The organism is Pusillimonas sp. SM2304 (assembly GCF_031628915.1).
In the GTDB taxonomy this organism is placed as follows: domain Bacteria; phylum Pseudomonadota; class Gammaproteobacteria; order Burkholderiales; family Burkholderiaceae_B; genus Pusillimonas_C.
On the sequence record NZ_JAVLUJ010000002.1, the window covers coordinates 744,774 to 766,588 of the forward strand.

The following is a 21,815-nucleotide window of genomic DNA, read 5'->3' on the forward strand; positions in this document are numbered from 1 at the left end:
ATTCAGGCCTTTGGCGCTTGAAAGAGCGCGCTAAATGTCTGTTGTATGGCCGGGCTGTTGAATCGCGCAAAGTTCTTCATGATCTTGGCACGTTCCTGAAGCTGGCGATTGTGCAGCGCCCCGATCAATGCCCCCAGGCTTTGGGCAATTTCAAGGCTGTGGGGGCTCTGCGCCTGGGGCCATTCCAGCAGGATGGCCTGCAGGCTGGCCTGATGAACCGAGTAGTCGTTGAACCGGCCCAGGTTGTTCTGCAGGCCCTTCAGGGCTTTAAGCAGCTTTTTGAAGGCTGCAGGGGGGAAGACCGGCCCGAAGAGCTCCATCAGGTAGCGCAGCTTCTTGCAGTGGATGCGCAAGGCGTGGACGTCGGCGTCGTCCGTGTCGGGGCCGATGGCCGCTGCGGTTTTGCATACCTTGCGATAGCGTTTCCAGATCAGCTTGCGGGCATATGCCTGGGCCGGCAGATCGGCATTGGGGCCTTGCTTCAGGACGCCTGGCCGGGCAAAGCTGGCGGCAAGGCCAGCCATGGCCTGCTTGTGGCCGCTGCTGCGCAGGTGGCGCGCCAACTTTAATTGCTCGGTCTGCCTGTGTTCGGCAAACATGCCGTAGAGCGCGTCCAGGCCCTTGTGCAGCGTGTGGGGCGCAAGGTCGTAGTACACCTGTTTTTCCAGCAGGTGGACATCCAGATCCCGCAATCGGCCCGTTGGCGCCATCAGCGCGGCGAATTGGGCTTTCAGGCTTGCTGCTTGCCGCGCGTCGTAGACCCCCTTGAACAGGCTCAGTACCGATCGGATCTTGCGCAGCTGGATGCGGTAGTCATGAAGAAATTCCGTGTCGTGGTCGGCGATGATGCCCGGCACATTGGCACGGGCAAGCGGAATGTAGGCGGAAATAAACGTGTTTGCCGCCTCGAACGCCGTCGTATCGCTTGCGATGAGGATGTCCGGTTTGGCTGCGTAGGCCGATCGGGTGGGAAAGAGCTGGCCATACAAGGCGCCGCTGCTGAAGGCGGTGCCGCCCAGTTTCTGGATATGTTCGCGCAATGCGTCCAGCGAGGCATCGTAGCCTTTTATCCCTTGAAGCGCGGCCAAGGCCGCGGAGCGGCCTTTCGTCGTGGTCAGGAAGGTCAGGCAGGCCCGGCAGTGGGTCTTGCCCTCGTCGTCCATCAGCGCCAGGACGGCTTGCTGCATTTCGCCCGATCCGATAGAGAGCAGGCGCCGCAGCGGCGAGCAATCCGCCAGGGCATGCTTGACGGGACCTTTCGGGAAATCGGCAATGAACTGTATTTCGTTTTTCCCCGGCTGTTCGGTGATGAAGCCATCGGCGCGCAACAGCTTGGCACAGGTGCCGGTTTGCAGAAGCATGCGGCCCGAGCGGCGCAGTGCTTGATCGAAGCTGTCGCGCGCCGTATAGGGCACGATGTCGTTCTGGGGTGTCAGGACGGGGGTAAGTTTGCCGACAGCTTGTGTCGTCAGTTCGCCCAGGGCGGCGACGGGCAGGTGGTAGCAATCGATGCCGGACTCGTTCATTCGTGCTTCTTGGCGGGGGAGCTTATATAAGCCTGGATCAGTGTCTCGATGATTTTCTGCACACTTGAGTCTTCTTCTATGGCGCGGATCTTCAGTGCTTTGAGCGTTTTTTTATCCAGGCGCAAGGACGTATTTTTTTTGTCGTCGGCGTTCGTTTTTTTTGTGCTGCCCGGTTTATCTTTTGCCATGACTTCCACCTATAGATGACGTCATTATTTCATGACGTTCATAGGCGGTCAAGGTGAACCGTTTCCCGATGCTCAGCCACACGCCCGGTATCTTCCGTCCATTCAAAGCGCATGTCGCCGCCTTGCCGGGGCGCCATGTCAAATCGCAGATAGGGGTTGATGGACAGCGAGCGGTGATAGCGGGCCGTGATGACGGGCTTGCCGTCCAGTGTCGCCTTGAAGGCCGTGATAATGCGTTGTGGCGGCGTGGCGCCGCCGGCGTCGGTCGCCAGGCCGGTGATCATGGGGTGCGTGATCATAGTCAGGACTTCGCCCGCTGTGCCCGGTTCCCAGTGCTTTGGCACGCGAACGCGGGTCTTCATGTCGTTGGTACCGTCCGATTGCGCCGGGGCGATACAGCCGCTGGCGGTGACACGCACTTCGCGTTCGGCGATTACTACGCGGCCGTCATCGGTGTGCGCCACGGCAATCACGGTTTGCGACTCGCTCAGGCGAATCCGGGTGGCCAGGTTCAGCGCGCCGATGTCCGGCCCGAACTCGAACTCCGCCACTTCAGGGCTGGGGTTCCCGGGGGCAAAGATCGCCAGGCGCCGTATGGATGGCCCTTCCGGTTTCAGACTGGACTGGATCGTCAGCGGCACGGCGGAGCCGTCCTCTGCCACCAGGGGCAAGCCCAGCGCCAGGTCTTGACCGGCGGGCTGCGCGTCGCCGACATGGTCGCGGATCAATGGAATGCTGCGCCAGGCCTGCGCGTGCGCGCCTTGGGGGATCAAGCATGCGGCCATGCCGGCCAGGGCAAAGCGCAGCGCGCGCCGGCGGGTGATGCTGTGGTTTGCCTGGGGGCGGGTCAGTGCACGATTCATTCTTCAATGCGCGGACAGTCCGCGCTTCCAGGCAATGCGTGCGCCGACGATGATGGCAGACGCGGATATCATTGAGCTATAGGCAAGGGTGGACAGGCCTGTCAGCCCCTGGCCGATCGAACAGCCCAGGGCCAGCGCGCCGCCAGCGCCCATCAATACGCCCCCGGCCATAAAGCGGGACATCTGGCGCGGCGACTCGAATCCTTCGAGCCGCAAGCCGCCGCGCAGGGCCGCGGCCAGAAAGGAACCGGCCAGCACGCCCAGCACCACTGCGACCCCGAAGCGCAAGCTCATCCCGGTGGCAATCATGGTGTATTGGAGGGTGTCGCCGATCGGCGCAACAAAGCTGAGCGAGGCGACAGGCGTGGGCTCGAAGTCGTCCGCCCCCAGCCACCCGGTGGTCAGCCATCCGGCCACGACCAGCAAGCCTGTCACCGCGCCGCCCGCCAGGTCGCGCAAGCGCTGCCCGCTGGCGCGCGGCCGCAGGGAGAAGAGCGCCAGCGCGGCCGTCAGCGTCCCGACGACCACGGCGCGTACGATGCCGTCAGGCACCGTTGCCAAGGCGGGGGCGAGCGTCGTCAGTTCTGCGGCGGCGATGCGCAAGGGCGCCGCCACGCCCCTGAGGGTCATGTAGGCGGCGATGCCCAGGCATACCAGCACGACGAAGGATCTTAGATTGCCCTGTGCCAGCAATACCAGCGCCCGTGCTCCGCAGCCATTCGCCAGCCCCATGCCGTAGCCGAACATTACCCCGCCCAGGGGCAGCAGCAACCAAGAAAACGAGGGCGTCATGTACAGGGACTGGCCGATATCGACCAGCCCCATTGAGGCCACGATCTGTGTACCGGCCAGCGCAATGGCCAGGGCCAGGGCGAACGCATGCAGCTTGTAGCCATCGCGGCCCGACCAGTATTCCTTCAGGCCGCGATGCAGGCAGAATCCGCTAATCTGGCCACTGGCGCCAAAAACAAAACCAATGGCCAGGCCGGCCCAGAGCACAAGTTCAAGTTGTTGCATACATAATATGAGCAGGTCAGGCGCGCGTACCCCATGTATCGAGCGCTATGGCGTTGTACCATGCCTGGCCGTATTCGGCTTCAAGCTTGCGGAAAGTGGCATCCGCCTCTTTGGGGCTGACGCCGCCGGAGGCTTCCACCAGCTTACCGTCTTTGAGTGCGTACAAGTGGGCAACCGATATCCCGTAGTCGGGCGCGATCAGGCTGTAGCAGGTGTTGGTAAACGACGCTTGCGCGGCAGGCTTGCCGGCCAGCGCGTTGACGATGGCGGCGGCGGCCACCTTGGCCTGGGCGTTGGCTGAAAAGCCCGACTTGGGCATGGGCGCGGCAAGGGTGGCGTCCCCCACGACATAGATGTCAGGCACGAGCTCGGATTCGAAGGTTTGATGCTTGACCGGCACCCAGCCGCTTTCATTGGTGACGCCGGCCTGTTCGGCAATAGCGCCTGCTTTCTGCGGCGGAATGACATTGAGCACATCGGCCTTGTGGATTTCGCCGAACTCGCTTTCCACCGACAGGTTCTGGGCGTCGACGCGAACGACTTTGCCATCTTTGGACAGCGGCACCCATTCGATCAGGTCGCCGTAGAGCTGTTTCCAGCCGTCCTGGAAAAGCCCTTGCTTGGAGAATGCGTCTTTCGCATCCAGGATGACGATCTTGGATTTGGGTTTGTTGTGTTTCAGGTAATGCGCCACCATGCTGACCCGCTCGTAGGGGCCGGGCGGGCAGCGGAAGGGATTGGCTGGCGCGACCATCAGGAAGGTGCCCCCATCCGGCATGGATTCCAGCTGCTTCTTGAGCAAGGTGGATTGCGGCCCGGCCTTCCAGGCATGCGGCGCTAACTGCGAGGCGGCTTCATCGTAGCCTTCCAGGGCATTCCAGCGAAAATCGATGCCGGGCGACAAGAGCAGCTTGTCATACGCAAGGGTTTGGCCGCCGCCCAGGCTGACTTTCCGGGCCGAGGCGTCCACGGCCGATGCGTAGTCGTGCACGACGTTCACGCCCAGCGCGCGCAGGTCGTCGAAGCCGTGGCCTTGCTGTTCGAACGTGCGCAGCCCGCCAAAGTACAGATTGGTGAACGGGCAGGTATAAAAGGTCTTCGCGGGTTCAAGCAGCGTGACCTCGATGGCCGGGTTGCGGCGCTTGATGTAGCGGGCCGCGGTTGCCCCGCCGAAACCGCCGCCAACAATCACGACGCGCGCCGCCGAGGGCCGGGCATAGGCGGGAACCGACAACAACAGGGCGCCGGCGGCCGTGGCTTTGCCGGCGCGGCCCAGCCATTGACGGCGGGAGAAATTCACAGGACTCTTCATTTGCTGGCCTTATTTACCGGATTCGGCTTGTGATGTGATCTGCGAGAAATGGCGGGCGAGCGCCGCGATTTCCTCGTCGCTGAACCCCTTGATCAGACGGTTCATGATGGTGGTATTGGGAGGCGGCGCATCCGACTTGAAGGCCATGAGCTGCGCGGCAAGAATGCTTTCGGGCCGTCCGGCGATCGAAGGGATGCCCCCGGGCGACCGGCCGTCGGTCCCGTGGCAGTTGGCACAGGCGCCGGCCTGCACGGTGATGTCGAATGTGGATTGGGCCGCTGCGGCCGGCAACAGGGCGAAGCCGGCCGCAAGGGCGGATGCCGCGGCGGTTGCCCGCGCTATGCTCGAAACAGTACGCATGGATTTACTTTTAATCAATTTGTAAGAATTGGCATGGTACCCATGAGCCCTGCCAATTCAAACGACCTTTCTTATCCATGCTTATGATTTTTGGTAATGAGACGCGCCGGCCTGGCCGGCACGTGCGGCTACCAGGTGGTGGCGTAGGCGTCGGCAAACGTCTCTTGAACGAATTTTTTCAGCTCGTCAGACCGGTAGGCCTTGATGTAGCGGGCAATGCGGGGATCGTCTTTATTATCTTCGCGGGCGGCGATGACCACCACGGCAAATTCAGCGCTATCGCTTTCAAGCGTCAGCGCGTCTTTGGTGGGGGACAGTCCGGCCTGGACCGCATAGGCCGAATTGACGGCTGCGGCGTCCACGTCAGCCAGCGAGTGGGGCAGTTGCGCCGCTTCGATTTCAATGATCTTCAGCTTTTTGGGATTCTCGACAATATCGAATGGCGAGGCGGTCACAGTCACGCCCGGCTTGAGCTTGATCAGCCCGGCAGCTTGCAGCACCAGCAGCGCGCGTGCGCCGTTGGTGGGGTCGTTGGGGATGGCAAGCTGCGCGCCTGTGGGTAAATCGGCCAGCGATGTATGGCGTTTGGAATAAATCCCCATTTGCTGGACGACGCCGTCGGCGACAGCGGCAAGCTTGTAGCCGCGGGTACTGTTTTGCGATTCAAGAAAAGGCCGGTGCTGATAGACGTTGATGTCGATATCGCCTGCATCCAGCGCCGCATTGGGCTGGATGAAGTCGCTGAACTCAACCAGTTTGACTTCCAGGCCCTGTTTTTCGGCCAATTGCTTGACGACTTCGCCCATTTGGGCGTGCGGACCGGCGGTGACGCCGACACGCAACGGGGCATCTTGCGCCAGGGCGGGTCCGGTGAAAAACAGCGCCGTGAATGACGCGGCGGCAAGAACTCGGCGTAGGGGTGACTTCAGCATATAAACCTCTTTGAACTCAGTAAGCGGCGGCGGGCCCATTGTGCAAGCCCAGCCCGTGGAAAAGAAAATCGAATCAGGGATTCTACCTATAATATTTAATTCTTTAAGTTTAAGTATTATCGTTGCCCTATGCCCGCCTATCCCGAGTTGCATCGCCATACCGCCGACTTGCTGTCCGAGAATTATTCAGCCATCGACGCCGATCTGCCTCAGTTGCTTGAACTGCTGTTTGCGCGCAGCGCCAGCGAAGATTGGCACAAGGCAGGCACATTCAAGCACCATTTGCTGGGCGTCTACCGCACGCTATCCTTATGGGATCAGCCGCGCGAAGTGCGTCTGCTTGGTTTATTCCATAGTGTCTATGGCAATGAGTACGTCAACCTGACCTTGTTCGACCGTGAGCGCGAGCGTGACGCTTTGCGCGCGGCCCTGGGTGAAGAGGCCGAGGCCTGGGTCAGCCTTTTTTGCGCCATGCCGCGCACCCGTTTTGTGCAAGCCATACTGGAAGGAGAGGGCGGCGGGGCACAAGGCATGCTGCTGACGGATGGCAAGGGCAACACGTTCACGCTGACGCCCCGGCAGGTGGCGGCATTCATTGTGGTGACAGTGGCCGATGTCGGCGAGCAGTGGCATAGCTGGCAAGACGATATCTTTGCCGCATACCCTTATCAGGAACGCCGGGAACTGGCGCCGCATTGGGCGGCCTCTTTATGGCCCGGGCCGCTGAAACCGCCGGCCAACATCCTGCACATGCTGTCGCGCCTGCTTCATGCACTGAAATCGCTGCCCGGCGACACCGGCATTCCGGCGCCGCCCGCTTTCGGCCAGGGCGACGCCGTCATCGAGGCCAGAGATGAAGCCGCGGCGTCGGCGCTGTACTGGCAAGTCATCACCCGCATGCACCCGCTGACCGAAATGCAGACGGCGCAGCACCTGCTCGAGTCCGCGATTGCCCACAACCCCTGGGTGGGCGAGCCCCGCCTGCTCCTGGCGCAACTGGCGCTGACCCAAGGCGACTTCGCCACGGCCGAAACACAGGCTCAGGCGGGTTTGGCGGCGTTGCAGGCATGGGGCACCGCATGGGACAAGCGCATCGCCTGGGAAGGGTGGATTGCCTGGGCGCGCATCTTGCTGCAAAGCGCCCGCGCGCGCCAGTGGCCCGGCCATATCGGCGGCCTGAATTCCCTGGGCCTGGTGGTTTCCGGCCAGTAAAGTTCAGGCCTTGCCGGCGAAACGCCGATCCAGCTCTGCATTGGTGATCAGGCCGTCAAACCCGTCGAAACGGCCATTTTCCGCAATGTCCCGCGCCACGCGCAGGAAGCTGTCCATGGCAGCGCGGGCCAAAGATCCGCCAACGCTGATGCGGCGTATACCCAGTTGCGCCAGATCCTCGGCGGTGAACCCCAGCGCGTTCCCATTCAGGAAATTGACGGCACGGCCGCCGGCCGCTTGGATGACCGCCTGGATGTGCTCCTGGCTCTGGATGCCGGGCGCGTACAGGCAGTCGGCCCCCGCGTCGGCGAAGGCTTTCAAGCGCCTGACGGTTTCCTGGATATCGGGCGCGTCTTTCACAAAACCTTCTGTGCGAGCGGTAAGCAGCACGCGCTCTCCGGTTTGGTCGATGGCCGCGCGGGCGGCCTTGATGCGGTCCACGGCCTGTTCAAAATCATAAAGGCCGGCGGCCCCATGCTGGGGCGCGTCCTCGATCGACAGGCCGGACACGCCGGCGGCAACGCATTGCACGATGTTCTCTTGCATTTGTTGGATGTCTTCGGCAAACCCGTTCTCAAAATCCGCATTCAGCGGAATGCCTACCGCAGCCGACAGCGTGGCCAGATGGGCCAATACGGCAGGCAGGGTTTGCGCGCCGTCCGGAAGGCCGTTGGCATGCGCGTGCCCTGAACTGGTGGACGCGATGGCCTTGAAGCCCATGTCTTCCAGGCATCGTGCCGTGCCCACATCCCAGGGGTTGGGCATGACAAAACAGCCCGATGTATGCAGCCGGGCAAACTCGTCTCGCTTTTCAGCAGTCCTGCGGGCTTGGGTCATGCGACATCCCCTTAAAAAGAAGCTTTTTACGTATTCTGAAGCAGTGTACTGCGGCTTGTTTCATCCTTTCGTCAAGCCAATGATACGACCATTCAGTCCTCCGTTTTTTGCCCGCGGAAAACTGATGCATGAAACGCATAAGGCGAGCTGCTTTTCTATACGCATCACAAACAGAACGATGGGAGACACAATGAAAAATCGCAAGACCCTTGCCGTGACGAGCATGGTGGCTTGTCTTGGAATGGCATGCGCCGCCGTAGCTTCGGCCGGCACCTATGTTTATGTGTCCAACCAGCACGACGCGGATATTTCCGCCTATGAGCTGGTGATGGCCGACGCGCCGCATTTAAAGCCGATCCACAATGCGGGCGCCGCCAAGCTGGTCATGCCCATGGCCGCCAGCCCGGACGGAAAATTTCTTTACGCGGCAGCGCGTGCCAAGCCCTTTGCCTTGTATAGCTATCGGATCAACCCCAGGACGGGTGAGCTTCAGTGGATCAACACCATTCCCATGCCGGACAGCATGGTCAGCATCGGCGTGGACCAGACGGGCCAATGGCTGCTTGGGGCGTCTTACGGGGGCGATACGATCAGCGCCCATAAACTTGGCGAGGCGGGCATACCCGAACCCGATGCAAGGCAATTCTTCAACAGCGGGGGATCGCGGCCTCACTCCATCAAAACGGATTTATCCAATAACACCGTGTATGTGCCGCACTTGGGCACAGACGAAATCCGCAGTTATGCCTTCGATGCGGGCAAGGACAAGCCTGTTGCCGAACAAGCGACGGCGATCAGTACCGAGAAGGGATTCGGGCCGCGGCACTTTGCCGTGGCGCCCGGCAACAAATTTGTTTATGTGTTGAGCGAACTGACCGGCAAGGTCAATGTTTACGAGCGCAAGGAAAATGGAGAGTTGCTCGAAATACAGTCGCTGTCGAGCCTGCCCAGCGACACCAAGCTGGTGCCCGGCCAGCCCCGAGTCCCCGTGGGGACGCCAGGCGCCGTGCCTTTCGATGAAACCATTGCTGTGTGGTGCGCGGACATTCAAATGACGCCCAACGGCCGGTTCCTGTACACGTCGGAACGAACGGGAAGTACCTTGAGTCAATTTGCCGTAGATGCCCAAACGGGCAAGCTGCGCTATCTGGGCCAGGTTCCCACCGAAGAAGGGCCGCGCGGCTTCGCCATCGATCCCGGCGGGAAGTTCGTGGTCGCAAGCGGCGAGAAGTCCCCGACGGTGTCGCTGTACTCGATCGACCAGGACAGCGGCCTGCTGACCCATCTGGGTAAATCGCCCGTGGGCAAGGGCGCAAACTGGGTAACCATCGTCAAGACGGATTGATGCAAGACGGCATCGTTCAGTCCAGCTTTACACCTGCCTGCTCAACGATTCTGCCCCACTTTTCAATCTCGGCGTCCCGGAATGTCACAAAGTCCTGCACGCTGCCCCCAAGGGGTTGGGTGCCGGATTTGTTCAGCACGGCGCGGAAATCTTCGCTGGAAAGCATGTCATTGGTCGCCTGATTGAGCTGTTCGATGACGGCGTCGGGGGTATTGGCGGGCGCAACGATGCCGAACCAGGCTTCCGAAGAGAAGCCGGGCACGGTTTCCGCAATAGCGGGCAATTCCTTCATGCTGTCGACGCGTTGTGCGCTGGCAATGCCAAGGCCATGCATTTTCCCCGATTGGACGAAGGGCAGGGTGCTGGGCGAATTGTCGAACATCACCGACACGTAGCCCGCCATCAGATCGGCCGATGCAGGCGCGCTGCCGCGATACGGAATGTGCTGCATGTTCAGGTCGAGCGTGGTTTTCAGCAGTTCCATCGTCAGATGGCTGGTCGTGCCATTGCCTTGTGAACCATAGGAAATCGTCCCTGGATTCTGTTTTGCGTAGTCAATGAATTCAACCACGGTTTTGAAGGGCGCGTTCGGCGAACTGACCAGCATGATGGGGACCGATGCGAACAGGACGACCGGTTTGAAGCTTTTTACCGGGTCATAGCCGGGGTTGGCATAAAGGTGCTGATTGATGCTCAGGGGGCCGGCGGTAGAAAAAAGGAGTGTGTGGCCATTGGGGTTGGCGCGGGCCACGCTTTGCGCGCCGATATTGCCGCCTGCGCCAGGCCGGTTTTCGACCACGACGGTTTGCCCGACGGCATCGCCGAGCTTCGCGGCGAACTGGCGCGCCAGGATGTCGGTGGTGCCGCCAGGGGGAAAGGGGACGACGACGGTGATGGGGCGGTCCGGGTAGGCCGCCTGTGCGGCAGTCATCGGAGCCAGCAGGGTCGATAGTCCAAGAAGTATCGACAGGGCAAGCGCGTTGTTCATGAGTGTCTCCAGTGTTGTTATGTTGGGCTTATGGGTAGCCGTAAAGTCTGGCGGGGTTGTCGACCAAGAGTTGATGCTGATGCGCTGGGTCGGGCGCCCACAGGGGGATCAGGTCGACCAGATCGCCGTCGTTCGGCATCGGTCCGTGATGGATCGGGTGCGGCCAGTTGCTTCCCCACAGGACTCGGTCCGGATAGTCTTTGATCACTTCATGGATCAGAGGAAGCATGTCGCGGTGAGGATAGCGGCCGGACGAGAGCCGATACAGGCTGGCGAGCTTGACCCAGGCCTTGCCGGTACTCAGCAGGCGCCTGACTACGGCAAATGCCGGATCGTTGATGCCTTGTTTGCCTTCGATGCGTGCGAGATGGTCGAGCACGAAGGGACACGGCAGCTGTTCCAGCGTTGTTTCAAGGTCCAGCAGCTCGTGGGCATGATGAAAGTGCAGCAGCACATGCCAGTCGAGTTCTGCCGCTTCTTTTGATAAAGGCTGCAACTGGTCGAATCCAACACCGCCCGAGACGACTGTCGACATGCGATAGCCTCGAACGCCGAGCTCATGCAGTGCCTTGCGTTCCGGTAGTTTCAGGCCGGGGGGCTGGACCAGGACGGCCCTGAACTGCGGACCCAATTGCTCCAGCGCGGCAAGTGTGACGCGGTTGTCCGTGCCATGGGCGCCGCCATGGACGATGACGCCGCGATCGAATCCGAGCGTGGCCAGCATGCGCTTGTAATCGCTAAGCGTGCAATCTTCTGGCGTGTAGCTGCGCTGCGGTGAAAAAGGGTAGAGCGCCTGGGGGCCAAAAATATGCGCATGTGTGTCGCAGCTATTTGGCGGCGCGACGAAAACGGGTTTCTTCGTTTCCCGGATGGGTCCTGGGCAAGATTTCATCAGAAAACCTTTACGCTTGCTTTGCGGTTTGAAGCTGCTTTTCTTTGTCTGCGATTTTGAGCAGCATGTCGGCCCCGCGGTTGGCGGCCGATACGCCGCGAAAGACATAGGCCAGGTTGATGATGCTCTGCATTTCTTCCCATGACGCGCCGGCTTTCCGGGCCGCCACGCCGTGGATGACCGCGGCGTCGCTGAGCTCGCAAACCAGCATGCCGAAAATGATGAGCTGGACCATTTTTTCGTCAAAGCATTCCGTTGTCAGTGCATGGGCGCGCGCTTGCTCCTGGAGTTGAACCATTTTGGCGTCCAGTGCCCCGGTGATTGCCAGCCGGGCTTCGACGCGCGGCGGAAGAAAGCCGGCCATGTCGCGATAAGACTGGGCGATCGCGTCTTGTCCGGTCTGGTTTTGATAAGCAGCGAGCAAGTCTTTCAATGGCATGTTTGAGTTCATATGATTTTCGAAAATAAATAGTATTGTCGAATATTAGGTTCAAAATGGATTTTCGAAAATATAGGGATTATGCTAGTATTCATGCCCTGTAGAACAAGCTTTTTGCTCATCAAACAAGTGGATCGATCATGAGTGTGACCTTAGCTGCCTCGCTCGAAGAGAAACTGCGCAATGCCATCGTCAATGGCGAGTACAAGCCTGGAGAGCACCTGAAGCTGGACGGGCTGCGGCAGCGTTTCGACGTCAGCATGAGTCCTTTGCGCGAAGCGCTGACCCGGCTTAGTGCGGAAGGTTTCACCACCTTGTACGAGAACCGCGGCTATCGGGTAAGCCAGGTGTCAGCAGCTGATTTTCAAGAAGTGACTTTATTGCGCCTGACCCTTGAAGTGCTGGCGCTGCGCTTGTCGATCACAAATGGCGACGCGGAATGGGAAGATCGTTTATCTGCGGCGTACGCACGATTGGACCGGCTGAACGAGGGGCGCTTTTCGAGTGCTGCGCTGCAGGATTGGGAAAATGCCCATCGCGCGTTTCATATGGCTCTGTTCTCCGCCTGTCATATGCCCAATCTGATGCGCTTTTGCCATACCTTGCATGATCTGAGCGATCGCTATCGCCGCCTTTTCCTGGAGGCCTACGAACCCGATCCGAATGTGCCGCAAGAGCATGCCGCCATTTATCAGTTGGCGATTCAGCGCGATGTCGAAGGCGCCTGCAATCTGCTGACCCATCATTTGACGCGCACAGGCGAACGCTTGGAAAAAGTGCTGCAGCGAGGCGATGCGCGGCCATGACCACGGCCAAGCCCGCAGGCCAGGCGCGTCCAGGCAAGAAAAAGCCCCGACCGGTACCGGTCGGGGCCTGAATTTTGGTGGAGAAGAGGAGGATCGAACTCCCGACCTCTGCATTGCGAACGCAGCGCTCTCCCAGCTGAGCTACTCCCCCAACACGGATATTTTAGCAAATCGGCAAAGCGATTGAACAGGGGTGGCGAAGGTTATAATGCCCGGTTAGTCGAAATTATTTCCAAGGCCTTAGACCACCCATGACAACCATTCTTGAAAACGTCCCAACCGGCCAGAAGGTCGGTATCGCTTTTTCTGGCGGACTGGATACCAGCGCTGCCTTGCTGTGGATGCGCAACAAGGGCGCCATTCCCTATGCCTACACCGCCGATCTGGGGCAGCCCGACGAAACCGACTATGAATCCATTCCGCGCCGCGCCAAGGAATACGGCGCCCAGGAAGCGCGCCTGATCGATTGCCGCGCGCAACTGGTCGCCGAAGGCATCGCGGCATTGCAGTGCGGCGCTTTCCACATTTCGACGGCCGGCGTCACGTATTTCAACACCACGCCCATCGGCCGTGCCGTGACCGGCACCATGCTGGTTGCCGCCATGAAGGAAGACGACGTCAACATCTGGGGTGACGGCAGCACCTTCAAAGGTAATGACATCGAGCGTTTCTATCGCTATGGGCTGCTGACCAATCCCGCGCTGAAGATCTACAAACCCTGGCTGGACCAGGTGTTCATCGACGAACTGGGCGGCCGCGCCGAAATGTCGGCATACATGCAGCAGGCCGGCTTCGACTACAAGATGTCGGCCGAGAAAGCGTATTCCACCGACTCGAATATGCTGGGCGCCACGCACGAAGCCAAAGACCTGGAGCATCTGAATTCAGGCATCAAGATTGTCCAGCCCATCATGGGCGTGGCATTCTGGCGCGATGATGTACAGGTAAAGACCGAAGAGGTCACCGTACGCTTTGACGAAGGCCGGCCCGTGGCGCTGAATGGCGTCGAGTACGCGGACAGCGTCGAGCTGCTGCTGGAAGCCAATCGCATCGGCGGCCGCCATGGCCTGGGCATGAGCGACCAGATCGAAAACCGCATTATCGAGGCGAAGAGCCGCGGTATCTACGAAGCGCCGGGGCTGGCGCTGCTGTACATCGCCTACGAACGCCTGGTCACCGGCATTCACAACGAAGATACGATCGAGCAGTACCGCATGAACGGGCTGAAACTGGGCCGTTTGCTGTATCAGGGCCGCTGGTTCGATCCGCAGTCCATCATGTTGCGTGAAACAGCGCAACGCTGGGTGGCGCGCGCCATTACCGGCGAAGTCACCATCGAGCTGCGCCGCGGCAATGACTATTCCATTTTGAACACCGAGTCGGCCAACCTGACGTATCAGCCCGAGCGCCTGACCATGGAGAAGGGCGAATCCACCTTCTCGCCACGCGATCGCATCGGCCAACTGACCATGCGCAATCTGGACATCGTCGATACGCGCGACAAGCTGTTTACTTACGTCAAAACCGGCCTGCTGGCGCCGGCTTCGGGCTCGGCCTTGCCGCAGCTCAAGGATAAGTCGGACACGTAGGGCGATCAGGCCGGGCGGCGCGACCGCCGCCCTTTGCCTTGAACGCGCCGCCTCCCGGTAAAAGATCATGACTTCCACAAAACCCGACTCCAACGTCAAGACGGCGCTGCGGGTCATCGAGATCATCGAGATTTTTGCCCGCGAGGCCAAGCCGCTGGCTTTGTCGGAAATCGCGCGCCATCTGGATGCGCCGGTATCCAGCTGCCTGGCGTTGCTCCGTACCCTGGCCAGCCTGGGCTATTTGTATGAAACGGGGCGGCGGCAAGGCTATTATCCTACCGGCCGCCTGCTGGCCATGGCCCAGCGCATTTCCCGGGCCGATCCGATTCTGGAAAGGGTGCGCCCCAGCCTGGAAGAGCTGCGCGACACGACGTCCGAAACCGTCGTGCTCGGCAAGCTGGACCAGAACGATCGCGTGGTGTATTTGGAGGTCCTGGCCTCGCCGCATCCGATCAGCTATGTGGGTGTTGCCGGTTCCCAGCGCGATATCCACGCCAACTCGCTGGGCAAGGCATTGCTCTCTACCCTGGATGTGCAGGACAGGCTCAAGTTGCTGTCCGCCAGGCCGCTGCAGAAACATAATGAACACACACTGATCACCCCCAAAGCGGTGGAAGCCAATATCCAGGCATCGCTCGAGCGCGGGTGGTTCGCCAACCTGGGCGAATCAATGGATGATGTGGGCGCGATTGCCTGGCCGGTCAGGGTGCTGGGCAATAATTACGCCATTTCCATTGCAGGCCCTTTGTACCGCATTGAAGAGCATATTGACGACAAGGCCAAGAAACTGCGCGCGGCCTGCCGTTTCATAGAGCAGAGCTTTTAGCGGGGCTGCTTTCGGCCGCCTGCGGCCCGGGCGTGGATTCAGCCAGCCCATCAGTACGATTTGGGCAGGCCCAGTACTTTCTCGGCGATGAAGCACATGATCAATTGCGGGCTGACCGGCGCGATGCGGGGGATGAAGCTTTCGCGCAGATAGCGCTCTACATGGTATTCCTTGGCGTAGCCCATGCCGCCCAGCGTCAGTATGGCGCTTTGGCAGGCGTTGAAGGCGGCTTCCGCCGCAAGGTATTTGGCGGTGTTGGCAAATTCGCCGCAGGGCAGTCCCTGGTCATAGAGATAAGCGGCTTTCTGGACCATCAGGTCGGCGGCTTCCAGGTGCATCCATGCCTGGGCCAGCGGGTGTTGTATGCCCTGGTTCTTGCCGATGGCGCGGCCGAAGACGACCCGTTCATTGGCGTAGTCTACCGCATGCGCCAGCGCGCAGCGGCCCAGGCCCACGGCTTCGGAGGCGATCAAGATGCGCTCGGGGTTCAGGCCGTGCAGAATGTATTCGAAGCCTTTGCCTTCCTCGCCGATGCGGTCTTCGGCGGGAATGCGCAGGCCATCGATGAACAGCATATTGGAATCGACCGATTTGCGGCCCATCTTTTCGATTTCCCGCACTTCTATCGCCGTTCTGTCCAGGTCGGTATAGAACAGGGACAGGCCCTGTGTCGGCTTCTTGACGTCGGACAGGGGCGTGGTGCGTGCCAGCAGCAGCATCTTGTCGGCGACCTGGGCCGTTGATATCCAGATTTTGCGCCCGTGGACGATATAGCTGTCGCCGTCGCGCTGGGCGCGGGTGGAAAGCTTGGTGGTATCCAGCCCCGCATCGGGCTCGGTGACGGCGAAACAGGCTTTTTGCTCGCCTTTGATGAGCGGCGGCAGGGCGCGCATCCGCTGCTCGGGCGTGCCGAATACGACCACGGGGTTCAATCCGAAAATATTCATGTGCACAGCGGAGGCGCCGGAAAAGCCGGCGCCCGAACGGGAAATGGTGTGCATCATCAAGGCGGCTTCCGACATGCCCAGGCCCGAACCGCCGTACTCTTCCGGCATGGCGATGCCCAGCCAGCCCGCCTGCGCCAGGTCGCGATGAAAATCATCCGGGTACTGTCCGTCGCGGTCGCGTGCCAGCCAGTAGTCATCGGTATAGTTGCTGCACAGGCTTTCCACGCCCGAGACCAATGCCTTGTGTTCGTCCGATAAGACAAAGCTCATGATATGTCCTTGTTCTGCGGGGTGTCGCGTGGCTGGGCCTGTTCAAGCACTTGGCCGACAAGGTCCTGATTCAGGCCTGCTTCCAGCAGGACTTCCCGTGTGTGTTCGCCCAAGCGCGGCGCGTGGCGCCGTATGCGCAAAGGGGTTTTGGAATAATGGCCGACCGGCGCGGGCGAGCGTATGGCGCCTTCGGAGGGATGCTGCAGCGTTGGCAGCATCTGGACCTGCTGTAGATGCGGGTCGTCGATCAGCGCGTCGACGTCGTAGAGGGGGGCCGCGGGTATGTCGGCCGCGCCCAAGGCCTGCAGCCAGTGTTCGCTGGTGTTGCCTGCCAGCACATCGGCGACCAGGCTGTATGCCTGGTCGATATGCCGGGATCGCGCGGTGTGGGTGGCGAAGCGTTCGTCGTTGAGCAGTTCCGGCCTGCCTATGAGCTGGAAGAACCGGGACCAATGCTTGTCGTTGTAGATCAGGACGCTGATATAGCCGTTGGCGGTGGCATAGGGCCGGCGATGGGCGACGAGCAGGCGCGCGTAGCCGGTGGGGCCCGCCGGCGGATCGAAGGTCCGGCCGCCCAGGTGGTCGCCCAGCACCAACTGGGACATGGCCTCGAACATGGGTATTTCAATGGCCTGCCCCTGGCCGGACGTACGCGCCTGTATGACGCCGGCCAGCATGGCGACGGCCACTTGCATCCCGACGGCGCGGTCGGCCAGCGTCAGCGGCGCATAGCGCGGAACGTCGCCCGAGTTCTGCTGGTAAAGCGAGGGAATGGCGGTCATGCCCTGGATCAGATCGTCGTAGGCGGGCTTGCCCGCGTAGGGGCCGCGATGGCCGAAGCCGTATGCGCCCACATACACGATACGGGGGTTGGCCTGGGCGACGGCGTCGTAGTCCAGCCCCAGGCGGGCCATGGCCTGCGGCCGGGTGTTGTACAGCAGCACGTCGGCGGTCTTGGCCATGTCCAGGCAGGCCTGCCGGCCCGCGTCTGTTTTCAGGTCCAGGACGATGGAGCGCTTGTTGCGGTTCAGATGCAGATAGATGGCGCCCATGCCGGGGTTGCGCATGGGGCCCACTGCGCGCATGTTATCCCCCGCGGGCGGCTCGACCTTGATGACGTCGGCGCCCAGGTCGCCAAGAATCTGCGTGGCGTAGGGACCCATCACCACGGCGCTCAGGTCGAGTATCCGGATGCCGTCAAGCGGGCCGGCGCAGGCGGGGCTTAGCGTCATTGCTGTGCGATTCCAGCCGCCTTGATCCATTTCCCCCACAAGGCGTATTGATCTTGCACGAACTTGGCGAAATCGTCGGGCGTGCCGCTGAATGCGTCGAAGCCCAGTTGCGCAAGACGGGACTTGGTCTCGGGCGTGCTGACGATTTTATTGATGGCGGTATTCAATATCTGGACGACATCGTCAGGCATGCCGGCAGGGCCGAAATAACCGTTCCAGGAGTTGATGTCGAAATCCGGCATGCCGGCTTCTTCCATGGAGGGCAGGTCGGGCACCAGTTCGCTGCGCTTTGCGGTCGATACGGCCATGGCATGCAGGCGGCCGGATTTGACGAAGGGCATGCCGGAGGTAAAGTCGGTGAACATGAAGTCGACCTGGCCGCCGACCAGATCGGTCAGCGCCTGGGGCGTGCCTTTATAGGGCACATGAAGAATCTTCAGGCCGGCTTGCACGCCGAAGGTCGCGCCCGCCACGATGCCGGTGCTGTTGCCCGAAGCATAGGTCACCGTATCGGGATGTTCTTTGGCGTGCTTCATGAGTTCCTGCACCGTTTTGTAGGGCCGGCTGGGATTGGTGACCAGCAGGAAGGGCAGGTTGCCGCCGCGGGCGATGGGCGTGAAATCCTTGATCGGATCGTAGGGGACGTTTTTCATCAGCCACGGCGCCGCGGAATGAGAGGTGTTGGTGGTCACGAAAAGGGTATAGCCGTCGGGCTTGGCCTTGGCGACGTAGTTGGCGGCAATGGTCGCATTGGCGCCGGGCTTGTTTTCAACGATGACCGGCTGGCCCAGCAGTTTGCCGAGCTCTTCGGCAAAGATCCGCCCGACCGCATCGGTGCCCGAGCCGGCCGGGAAAGGCACGATCAGGTTAATGGGCTTGTCGGGATAGGCCGCCAGGGCGTTTGTGCTGAAAACAGTCAGGCCCAGCAATGCGCCGGCGATGAGCCGGCCCGACGCGAATCGGCGCAGGGCGGTGGAAAGACGGGTGTGGCGGTTTTTTGTTTGCATCGTTGTCTCCGATGGCGCGGAAAAGTTCCGGCCGTTTTTATTATCAAAAGAGGGGTTAGCGTATGACCCGGTCCGGGTTCTCTTCGTAGGGGGGTGAATAAATGACCAGCAGCCGCGCGGGCTCGTTGCTGGTCACCGTGAAAGTATGCTGCTTGTCTGGCGGGAAATAGCAACAGTCGCCCGCCCGCATTTCCCCGCGCTCGCCCTCTACCTCGGCAATCGCCGAACCCGATAGCAAGTAGCAGATCTGTTCGATGCCGGGATGGGCGTGAGGGAGCGCGCCCTGGTTTTTTTCGATGGTGCCCAGCAGCACTTCCACATGCCGGGCCCCGACGGTGTCGCGGCTGATCAGGCGGCGGTTGACGGTGCCGTTGTGATTGGCCGGGGAATAGCCCGCGACGTCCGACTCGCTGATGATCCAAGAGGGTTTCTTCATGTCTCTATTTTCCTGTGTATGAAAATAGTTTTACACACATAAAATTATTCCGCAAGCGGGTATTGCCCGCAACCGTCATGGCGGGCACAGCATCACGCCTGGATTTGGGTCGGCCATGCAGTGCGCAGGGGTATGCGCAGGCAAAAAAAAAGCTGAATCCCGTGACAGGATTCAGCTTTGGGTTTTTTGGGTGCCAGGCGCCGGTTTATGCCTGCGCCAGTTTATTTAGGCAACTGGCCCAGCAACAGGAATTCCATGAGGGCCTTCTGCACGTGCAGGCGATTCTCGGCTTCGTCCCAGACCACGCTTTGCGGGCCGTCGATGACGTCGCCGGTGACTTCCTCGCCGCGATGGGCCGGCAGGCAGTGCATGAACAGGGCATCGGGAGCCGCCACCGCCATCATGTCGGCGTCGACGCACCAGTCGGCGAATGCCTTGCGGCGTTCTTCGTTTTCGGCTTCGTAGCCCATGCTGGTCCAGACGTCGGTGGTGACCAGATGCGCGCCGCGGCAGGCTTCCATGGGATCGGAGAATTCCTGCAGAACGCTGGACGATGGCTGGCCGATGCGCTGGGGGTCGAGCTGGTAGCCCGAAGGCGCCGACACGTGCAGCCGGAAGCCCAGGATTTCAGCCGCCTGGAGCCAGGTATACGCCATGTTGTTGCCATCGCCTATCCAGGCCACCGTTTTGCCCGCGATGGGCCCCTGGTGCTCGATGAACGTGAAAATATCGGCCAGGATCTGGCAAGGGTGGAACTCGTTGGTCAGGCCGTTGATGACGGGCACGCGCGAATGCGCGGCAAAGCGCTCGATGCGTGTTTGTTCGAAGGTGCGGATCATGATCAGGTCGACCATGCGCGAGATGACGCGGGCGGTGTCTTCGATGGGTTCCGAGCGGCCCAATTGGGAGTCGCCGGTGGTAAGATGGATGACCGAGCCCCCAAGCTGGTACATGCCTGCCTCGAATGAAACGCGGGTGCGGGTACTGGCCTTTTCAAAAACCATGGCCAGGTTGCGGTCGTGCAATGTATGGTGCGGCTCGTAGCGCTTGAACTTGTTCTTGATCAGTTGCGCGCGATCCAGCACATACTGGATTTCGGTTTTTGATAAGTCGCGAAATTGCAGAAAATGCCGCAGCGGCCCGGTTTTTGATGTGGCGTCAGACATAATAAGCCCTGTGTAAAAGAGCCATCTTACCCTGCCGGATGGCCATCCGCAAAAAGCGCATGGGTCCGGATCGCGGGGCCGGTGCGCATGGGGCGTCTGGCGGCCAGCCGGCTGAAAAAGACGCCCGGCCCCGGTATCATATACAATTCGCGGCGCAGGGAAAGTTTGGTACGCCTGAAATGGCTACGATTTGTCCGCGGAAGTTTATGACCCATCTTGTGCAGCAACTAGTTATTCACGGCGTCACCCTTGACGGGCAACGTTTCCGTCCCAGCGACTGGGCCGAGCGCCTTGCCGGTGTCATGTCGCAGTTTCGTCCGGCAGGCTCCATGGGCGGCCACCTGACGTATTCCCCGTATGTCGTGCCGGTTGTGCTGGATGGCGTTCGCTGCGTGGTGGTTGACCTGCGCCTGCGCGACCTTGAGCCGCTGGCATGGAAGTTCGTGTGCGATTTTGCCGCCGACAACAAACTGCAAACGACAGAACAAGAAACCTCGACACCCATCCGCCGCCCCTAGTGGGCTTTTTTTACGTCTGGATTTTCCTGGGCCATGGCGGCAGCCTTCCTGAAGAGGGATGCCGCCATCGTCCGGAAAAAGGCCTTACAGGGCGGGTACGGGCGTAATGACCTTGCCGGTGGTGGCAAAGGCGTCGACGTTATCCAGCACCAGGTCGGCCATGGCTTTGCGGGTCTCGTTGGTGGCACTGGCAATGTGCGGCACGATGACGACGTTATCCATTGTCTTCAAGGCGTCGGGCACCGTCGGTTCGGCCTCGTAGACGTCCAGGCCGGCGCCGCCCAGCTCGCCGCTGGCCAGGGCGCTGACCAGGGCGGCTTCGTCGATGACCGAGCCGCGCGCGATATTGATGATCGCGCCGTCGGGTCCCAGGGCCTTGAGGACCTCTGCATTGATCAGGCGGCGGGTAGCGTCCCCGCCCACTGTGGCAATGATCAGAAAATCCGCCCAACTGGCCAGGTCGGTCAGCGATGCTTCGTAGCCGTAGGGCACATCGCTGCGCGCGCGCCGGTTGTGATAGCGGATGTCCATATCGAAGCCGGCGGCGCGCTGGGCGATGGCCATGCCGATCCGGCCCAGGCCCACAATGCCCACCTTCTTGTGGCTGACCTTGGTGCCCAGGGGGAAGGCGGCCCCGTTGCCCCACTGGTTGGCCCGGACGTAGCGTTCGGCGTGCCCCAGCTTGCGTGCGGTGGCCAGCAGCAGGCCGAAAGCCAGATCGGCAACACAGTCATTCAGCACGTCGGGTGTATTGCTGACTTGTATGCCCTTGCTTTGGGCGTGCTTGACGTCGATGGCGTCGTAGCCGACTCCCTGGCTGCATATGGCCTTGAGATTGGGCAAGGCATCTATCAGCTCGGCACGGGTAGGTGTCATCGCGCTGGTCACGAGCGCTACGATGTCGTTTTTTCTGCTGGCGATGACCGCCTGGGCGTCAGGCGCCTTCCAGAGCTCGATCAGTTCGAAATGTTTGGCCAGGCGCTCCGGCGAGTAGGGGACGGTCAGCGGAAGCAGTTGCAGGAGTGCGGGTTTTGCGGTTGTCATGGTGTCTCGGGTCGGTTGCTGTTGTTGTTTAGGCAAACCGAACTATAACTGAAAGTGGGCGCG

At 60.9% G+C, this 21,815-nt stretch carries 23 protein-coding genes and 1 tRNA gene; 6 read left to right on the top strand and 18 right to left on the bottom strand.

Features of this window, described 5'->3' with window-relative positions; genetic code table 11:
- Positions 1–2 precede the first annotated feature (2 nt).
- The 7 genes from RE432_RS12545 to RE432_RS12575 form a co-directional block, all read right to left on the bottom strand.
- The gene (locus tag RE432_RS12545) at positions 3–1,526 is read right to left on the bottom strand and encodes a CHAD domain-containing protein (RefSeq protein ID WP_310933739.1); all 1,524 of its coding nucleotides are present in this window, start codon (positions 1,524–1,526) and stop codon (positions 3–5) included.
- Positions 1,523–1,714, bottom strand: coding sequence for a hypothetical protein (locus RE432_RS12550; RefSeq protein ID WP_310933740.1), 192 nt, complete (start codon positions 1,712–1,714; stop codon positions 1,523–1,525). The genes RE432_RS12545 and RE432_RS12550 overlap by 4 nt, the downstream gene beginning before the upstream one ends.
- Before the next feature lie 38 nt (positions 1,715–1,752).
- Positions 1,753–2,577 carry a thiosulfate oxidation carrier protein SoxY gene (locus RE432_RS12555; RefSeq protein ID WP_310933741.1) on the bottom strand — a complete coding sequence of 275 codons (825 nt, stop codon included), beginning with the start codon at positions 2,575–2,577 and terminating at the stop codon, positions 1,753–1,755.
- Between the two features lie 3 nt (positions 2,578–2,580).
- A complete protein-coding gene (locus RE432_RS12560; RefSeq protein WP_310933742.1) occupies positions 2,581–3,594 on the bottom strand; it encodes a YeeE/YedE family protein in 1,014 nt (337 codons plus the stop codon).
- A 16-nt stretch (positions 3,595–3,610) separates the two neighbouring features.
- Complete coding sequence (locus tag RE432_RS12565) at positions 3,611–4,894, bottom strand: NAD(P)/FAD-dependent oxidoreductase (protein WP_310933743.1); 1,284 nt, start codon at positions 4,892–4,894, stop codon at positions 3,611–3,613.
- A 21-nt stretch (positions 4,895–4,915) separates the two neighbouring features.
- On the bottom strand, positions 4,916–5,266 hold the full coding sequence (locus tag RE432_RS12570; protein WP_310933744.1) for a hypothetical protein: 351 nt from the start codon (positions 5,264–5,266) through the stop codon (positions 4,916–4,918).
- A 128-nt stretch (positions 5,267–5,394) separates the two neighbouring features.
- Positions 5,395–6,198, bottom strand: a complete 804-nt coding sequence (locus RE432_RS12575) for a MetQ/NlpA family ABC transporter substrate-binding protein (RefSeq protein WP_310933745.1) — start codon at positions 6,196–6,198, stop codon at positions 5,395–5,397.
- A 129-nt stretch (positions 6,199–6,327) separates the two neighbouring features.
- Here RE432_RS12575 and RE432_RS12580 point away from each other — a divergent pair, with 129 nt between their 5' ends.
- Positions 6,328–7,410: a DUF6817 domain-containing protein gene (locus RE432_RS12580; protein WP_310933746.1), complete on the top strand. Its 1,083-nt coding sequence runs from the start codon at positions 6,328–6,330 to the stop codon at positions 7,408–7,410.
- A 3-nt stretch (positions 7,411–7,413) separates the two neighbouring features.
- On the opposite strand, the gene RE432_RS12585 is transcribed toward RE432_RS12580, so the two are convergent.
- Positions 7,414–8,247: an isocitrate lyase/phosphoenolpyruvate mutase family protein gene (locus RE432_RS12585; protein ID WP_310933747.1), complete on the bottom strand. Its 834-nt coding sequence runs from the start codon at positions 8,245–8,247 to the stop codon at positions 7,414–7,416.
- A 190-nt stretch (positions 8,248–8,437) separates the two neighbouring features.
- On the opposite strand from RE432_RS12585, the gene RE432_RS12590 reads away from it, so the two are divergent.
- Positions 8,438–9,592, top strand: coding sequence for a beta-propeller fold lactonase family protein (locus tag RE432_RS12590; RefSeq protein WP_310933748.1), 1,155 nt, complete (start codon positions 8,438–8,440; stop codon positions 9,590–9,592).
- A gap of 16 nt (positions 9,593–9,608) precedes the next feature.
- Here RE432_RS12590 and RE432_RS12595 read toward each other — a convergent pair whose 3' ends face one another.
- Genes RE432_RS12595 through RE432_RS12605 form a run of 3 tightly spaced genes read right to left on the bottom strand, consistent with a single transcriptional unit; the run spans position 9,609 to position 11,911 of the window.
- Positions 9,609–10,580, bottom strand: coding sequence for a tripartite tricarboxylate transporter substrate binding protein (locus tag RE432_RS12595; protein WP_310933749.1), 972 nt, complete (start codon positions 10,578–10,580; stop codon positions 9,609–9,611).
- 28 nt (positions 10,581–10,608) lie between these two features.
- Positions 10,609–11,472: an amidohydrolase family protein gene (locus tag RE432_RS12600; RefSeq protein ID WP_310933750.1), complete on the bottom strand. Its 864-nt coding sequence runs from the start codon at positions 11,470–11,472 to the stop codon at positions 10,609–10,611.
- Between the two features lie 10 nt (positions 11,473–11,482).
- Entirely contained in the window at positions 11,483–11,911 is a 429-nt protein-coding gene (locus RE432_RS12605; protein WP_310933751.1) for a carboxymuconolactone decarboxylase family protein, read from the bottom strand.
- Between the two features lie 140 nt (positions 11,912–12,051).
- Between RE432_RS12605 and RE432_RS12610 the strand changes: the two genes are divergently transcribed.
- Complete coding sequence (locus RE432_RS12610) at positions 12,052–12,717, top strand: GntR family transcriptional regulator (RefSeq protein ID WP_310933752.1); 666 nt, start codon at positions 12,052–12,054, stop codon at positions 12,715–12,717.
- A 75-nt stretch (positions 12,718–12,792) separates the two neighbouring features.
- Here the strand turns inward: RE432_RS12610 and RE432_RS12615 are convergent.
- A tRNA-Ala gene (locus RE432_RS12615) sits at positions 12,793–12,868 on the bottom strand.
- Between the two features lie 100 nt (positions 12,869–12,968).
- Here RE432_RS12615 and argG point away from each other — a divergent pair.
- Together argG and RE432_RS12625 are read left to right on the top strand one after the other, a co-directional pair.
- A complete protein-coding gene (argG, locus tag RE432_RS12620) occupies positions 12,969–14,306 on the top strand; it encodes an argininosuccinate synthase (RefSeq protein ID WP_310933753.1) in 1,338 nt (445 codons plus the stop codon).
- Positions 14,307–14,373: 67 nt separating this feature from the next.
- Positions 14,374–15,132 carry an IclR family transcriptional regulator gene (locus RE432_RS12625; RefSeq protein WP_310933754.1) on the top strand — a complete coding sequence of 253 codons (759 nt, stop codon included), beginning with the start codon at positions 14,374–14,376 and terminating at the stop codon, positions 15,130–15,132.
- Positions 15,133–15,182: 50 nt separating this feature from the next.
- On the opposite strand, the gene RE432_RS12630 is transcribed toward RE432_RS12625, so the two are convergent.
- The 5 genes from RE432_RS12630 to argF all read right to left on the bottom strand — a co-directional run bounded on the left by RE432_RS12630 (position 15,183) and on the right by argF (position 20,190).
- Positions 15,183–16,349, bottom strand: coding sequence for an acyl-CoA dehydrogenase family protein (locus RE432_RS12630; RefSeq protein WP_310933755.1), 1,167 nt, complete (start codon positions 16,347–16,349; stop codon positions 15,183–15,185).
- Entirely contained in the window at positions 16,346–17,581 is a 1,236-nt protein-coding gene (locus RE432_RS12635) for a CoA transferase (protein WP_310933756.1), read from the bottom strand. The genes RE432_RS12630 and RE432_RS12635 overlap by 4 nt, the downstream gene beginning before the upstream one ends.
- Positions 17,578–18,588, bottom strand: a complete 1,011-nt coding sequence (locus RE432_RS12640; RefSeq protein ID WP_310933757.1) for a tripartite tricarboxylate transporter substrate binding protein — start codon at positions 18,586–18,588, stop codon at positions 17,578–17,580. Before RE432_RS12640 ends, RE432_RS12635 begins: the two co-directional genes overlap by 4 nt.
- Positions 18,589–18,643: 55 nt before the next feature.
- Positions 18,644–19,024 carry a cupin domain-containing protein gene (locus RE432_RS12645; protein ID WP_310933758.1) on the bottom strand — a complete coding sequence of 127 codons (381 nt, stop codon included), beginning with the start codon at positions 19,022–19,024 and terminating at the stop codon, positions 18,644–18,646.
- Between the two features lie 221 nt (positions 19,025–19,245).
- Positions 19,246–20,190 (bottom strand): ornithine carbamoyltransferase, encoded by a 945-nt coding sequence (gene argF, locus RE432_RS12650; RefSeq protein ID WP_310933759.1) that lies wholly within the window; start codon positions 20,188–20,190, stop codon positions 19,246–19,248.
- 206 nt (positions 20,191–20,396) lie between these two features.
- Here argF and RE432_RS12655 point away from each other — a divergent pair, with 206 nt between their 5' ends.
- Complete coding sequence (locus tag RE432_RS12655) at positions 20,397–20,708, top strand: DUF3579 domain-containing protein (RefSeq protein WP_310933760.1); 312 nt, start codon at positions 20,397–20,399, stop codon at positions 20,706–20,708.
- 84 nt (positions 20,709–20,792) lie between these two features.
- Here RE432_RS12655 and RE432_RS12660 read toward each other — a convergent pair whose 3' ends face one another.
- On the bottom strand, positions 20,793–21,752 hold the full coding sequence (locus RE432_RS12660) for a 2-hydroxyacid dehydrogenase (protein WP_310933761.1): 960 nt from the start codon (positions 21,750–21,752) through the stop codon (positions 20,793–20,795).
- Positions 21,753–21,815: the final 63 nt, after the last annotated feature.

Bases quoted from the DNA above. Each gene is read 5' to 3' on its own strand.
- RE432_RS12570 (WP_310933744.1), bottom strand. From the start codon at position 5,266: ATGCGTACTGTTTCGAGCATAGCGCGGGCAACCGCCGCGGCATCCGCC.
- RE432_RS12590 (WP_310933748.1), top strand. From the start codon at position 8,438: ATGAAAAATCGCAAGACCCTTGCCGTGACGAGCATGGTGGCTTGTCTT.
- RE432_RS12625 (WP_310933754.1), top strand. From the start codon at position 14,374: ATGACTTCCACAAAACCCGACTCCAACGTCAAGACGGCGCTGCGGGTC.
- argF (WP_310933759.1), bottom strand. From the start codon at position 20,190: ATGTCTGACGCCACATCAAAAACCGGGCCGCTGCGGCATTTTCTGCAA.
- RE432_RS12635 (WP_310933756.1), bottom strand. From the start codon at position 17,581: ATGACGCTAAGCCCCGCCTGCGCCGGCCCGCTTGACGGCATCCGGATA.
- RE432_RS12645 (WP_310933758.1), bottom strand. From the start codon at position 19,024: ATGAAGAAACCCTCTTGGATCATCAGCGAGTCGGACGTCGCGGGCTAT.
- RE432_RS12630 (WP_310933755.1), bottom strand. From the start codon at position 16,349: ATGAGCTTTGTCTTATCGGACGAACACAAGGCATTGGTCTCGGGCGTG.
- RE432_RS12550 (WP_310933740.1), bottom strand. From the start codon at position 1,714: ATGGCAAAAGATAAACCGGGCAGCACAAAAAAAACGAACGCCGACGAC.
- RE432_RS12560 (WP_310933742.1), bottom strand. From the start codon at position 3,594: ATGCAACAACTTGAACTTGTGCTCTGGGCCGGCCTGGCCATTGGTTTT.
- RE432_RS12660 (WP_310933761.1), bottom strand. From the start codon at position 21,752: ATGACAACCGCAAAACCCGCACTCCTGCAACTGCTTCCGCTGACCGTC.
- RE432_RS12655 (WP_310933760.1), top strand. From the start codon at position 20,397: ATGACCCATCTTGTGCAGCAACTAGTTATTCACGGCGTCACCCTTGAC.
- RE432_RS12605 (WP_310933751.1), bottom strand. From the start codon at position 11,911: ATGCCATTGAAAGACTTGCTCGCTGCTTATCAAAACCAGACCGGACAA.
- RE432_RS12600 (WP_310933750.1), bottom strand. From the start codon at position 11,472: ATGAAATCTTGCCCAGGACCCATCCGGGAAACGAAGAAACCCGTTTTC.
- RE432_RS12575 (WP_310933745.1), bottom strand. From the start codon at position 6,198: ATGCTGAAGTCACCCCTACGCCGAGTTCTTGCCGCCGCGTCATTCACG.
- RE432_RS12545 (WP_310933739.1), bottom strand. From the start codon at position 1,526: ATGAACGAGTCCGGCATCGATTGCTACCACCTGCCCGTCGCCGCCCTG.
- argG (WP_310933753.1), top strand. From the start codon at position 12,969: ATGACAACCATTCTTGAAAACGTCCCAACCGGCCAGAAGGTCGGTATC.
- RE432_RS12640 (WP_310933757.1), bottom strand. From the start codon at position 18,588: ATGCAAACAAAAAACCGCCACACCCGTCTTTCCACCGCCCTGCGCCGA.
- RE432_RS12585 (WP_310933747.1), bottom strand. From the start codon at position 8,247: ATGACCCAAGCCCGCAGGACTGCTGAAAAGCGAGACGAGTTTGCCCGG.
- RE432_RS12610 (WP_310933752.1), top strand. From the start codon at position 12,052: ATGAGTGTGACCTTAGCTGCCTCGCTCGAAGAGAAACTGCGCAATGCC.
- RE432_RS12555 (WP_310933741.1), bottom strand. From the start codon at position 2,577: ATGAATCGTGCACTGACCCGCCCCCAGGCAAACCACAGCATCACCCGC.
- RE432_RS12595 (WP_310933749.1), bottom strand. From the start codon at position 10,580: ATGAACAACGCGCTTGCCCTGTCGATACTTCTTGGACTATCGACCCTG.
- RE432_RS12580 (WP_310933746.1), top strand. From the start codon at position 6,328: ATGCCCGCCTATCCCGAGTTGCATCGCCATACCGCCGACTTGCTGTCC.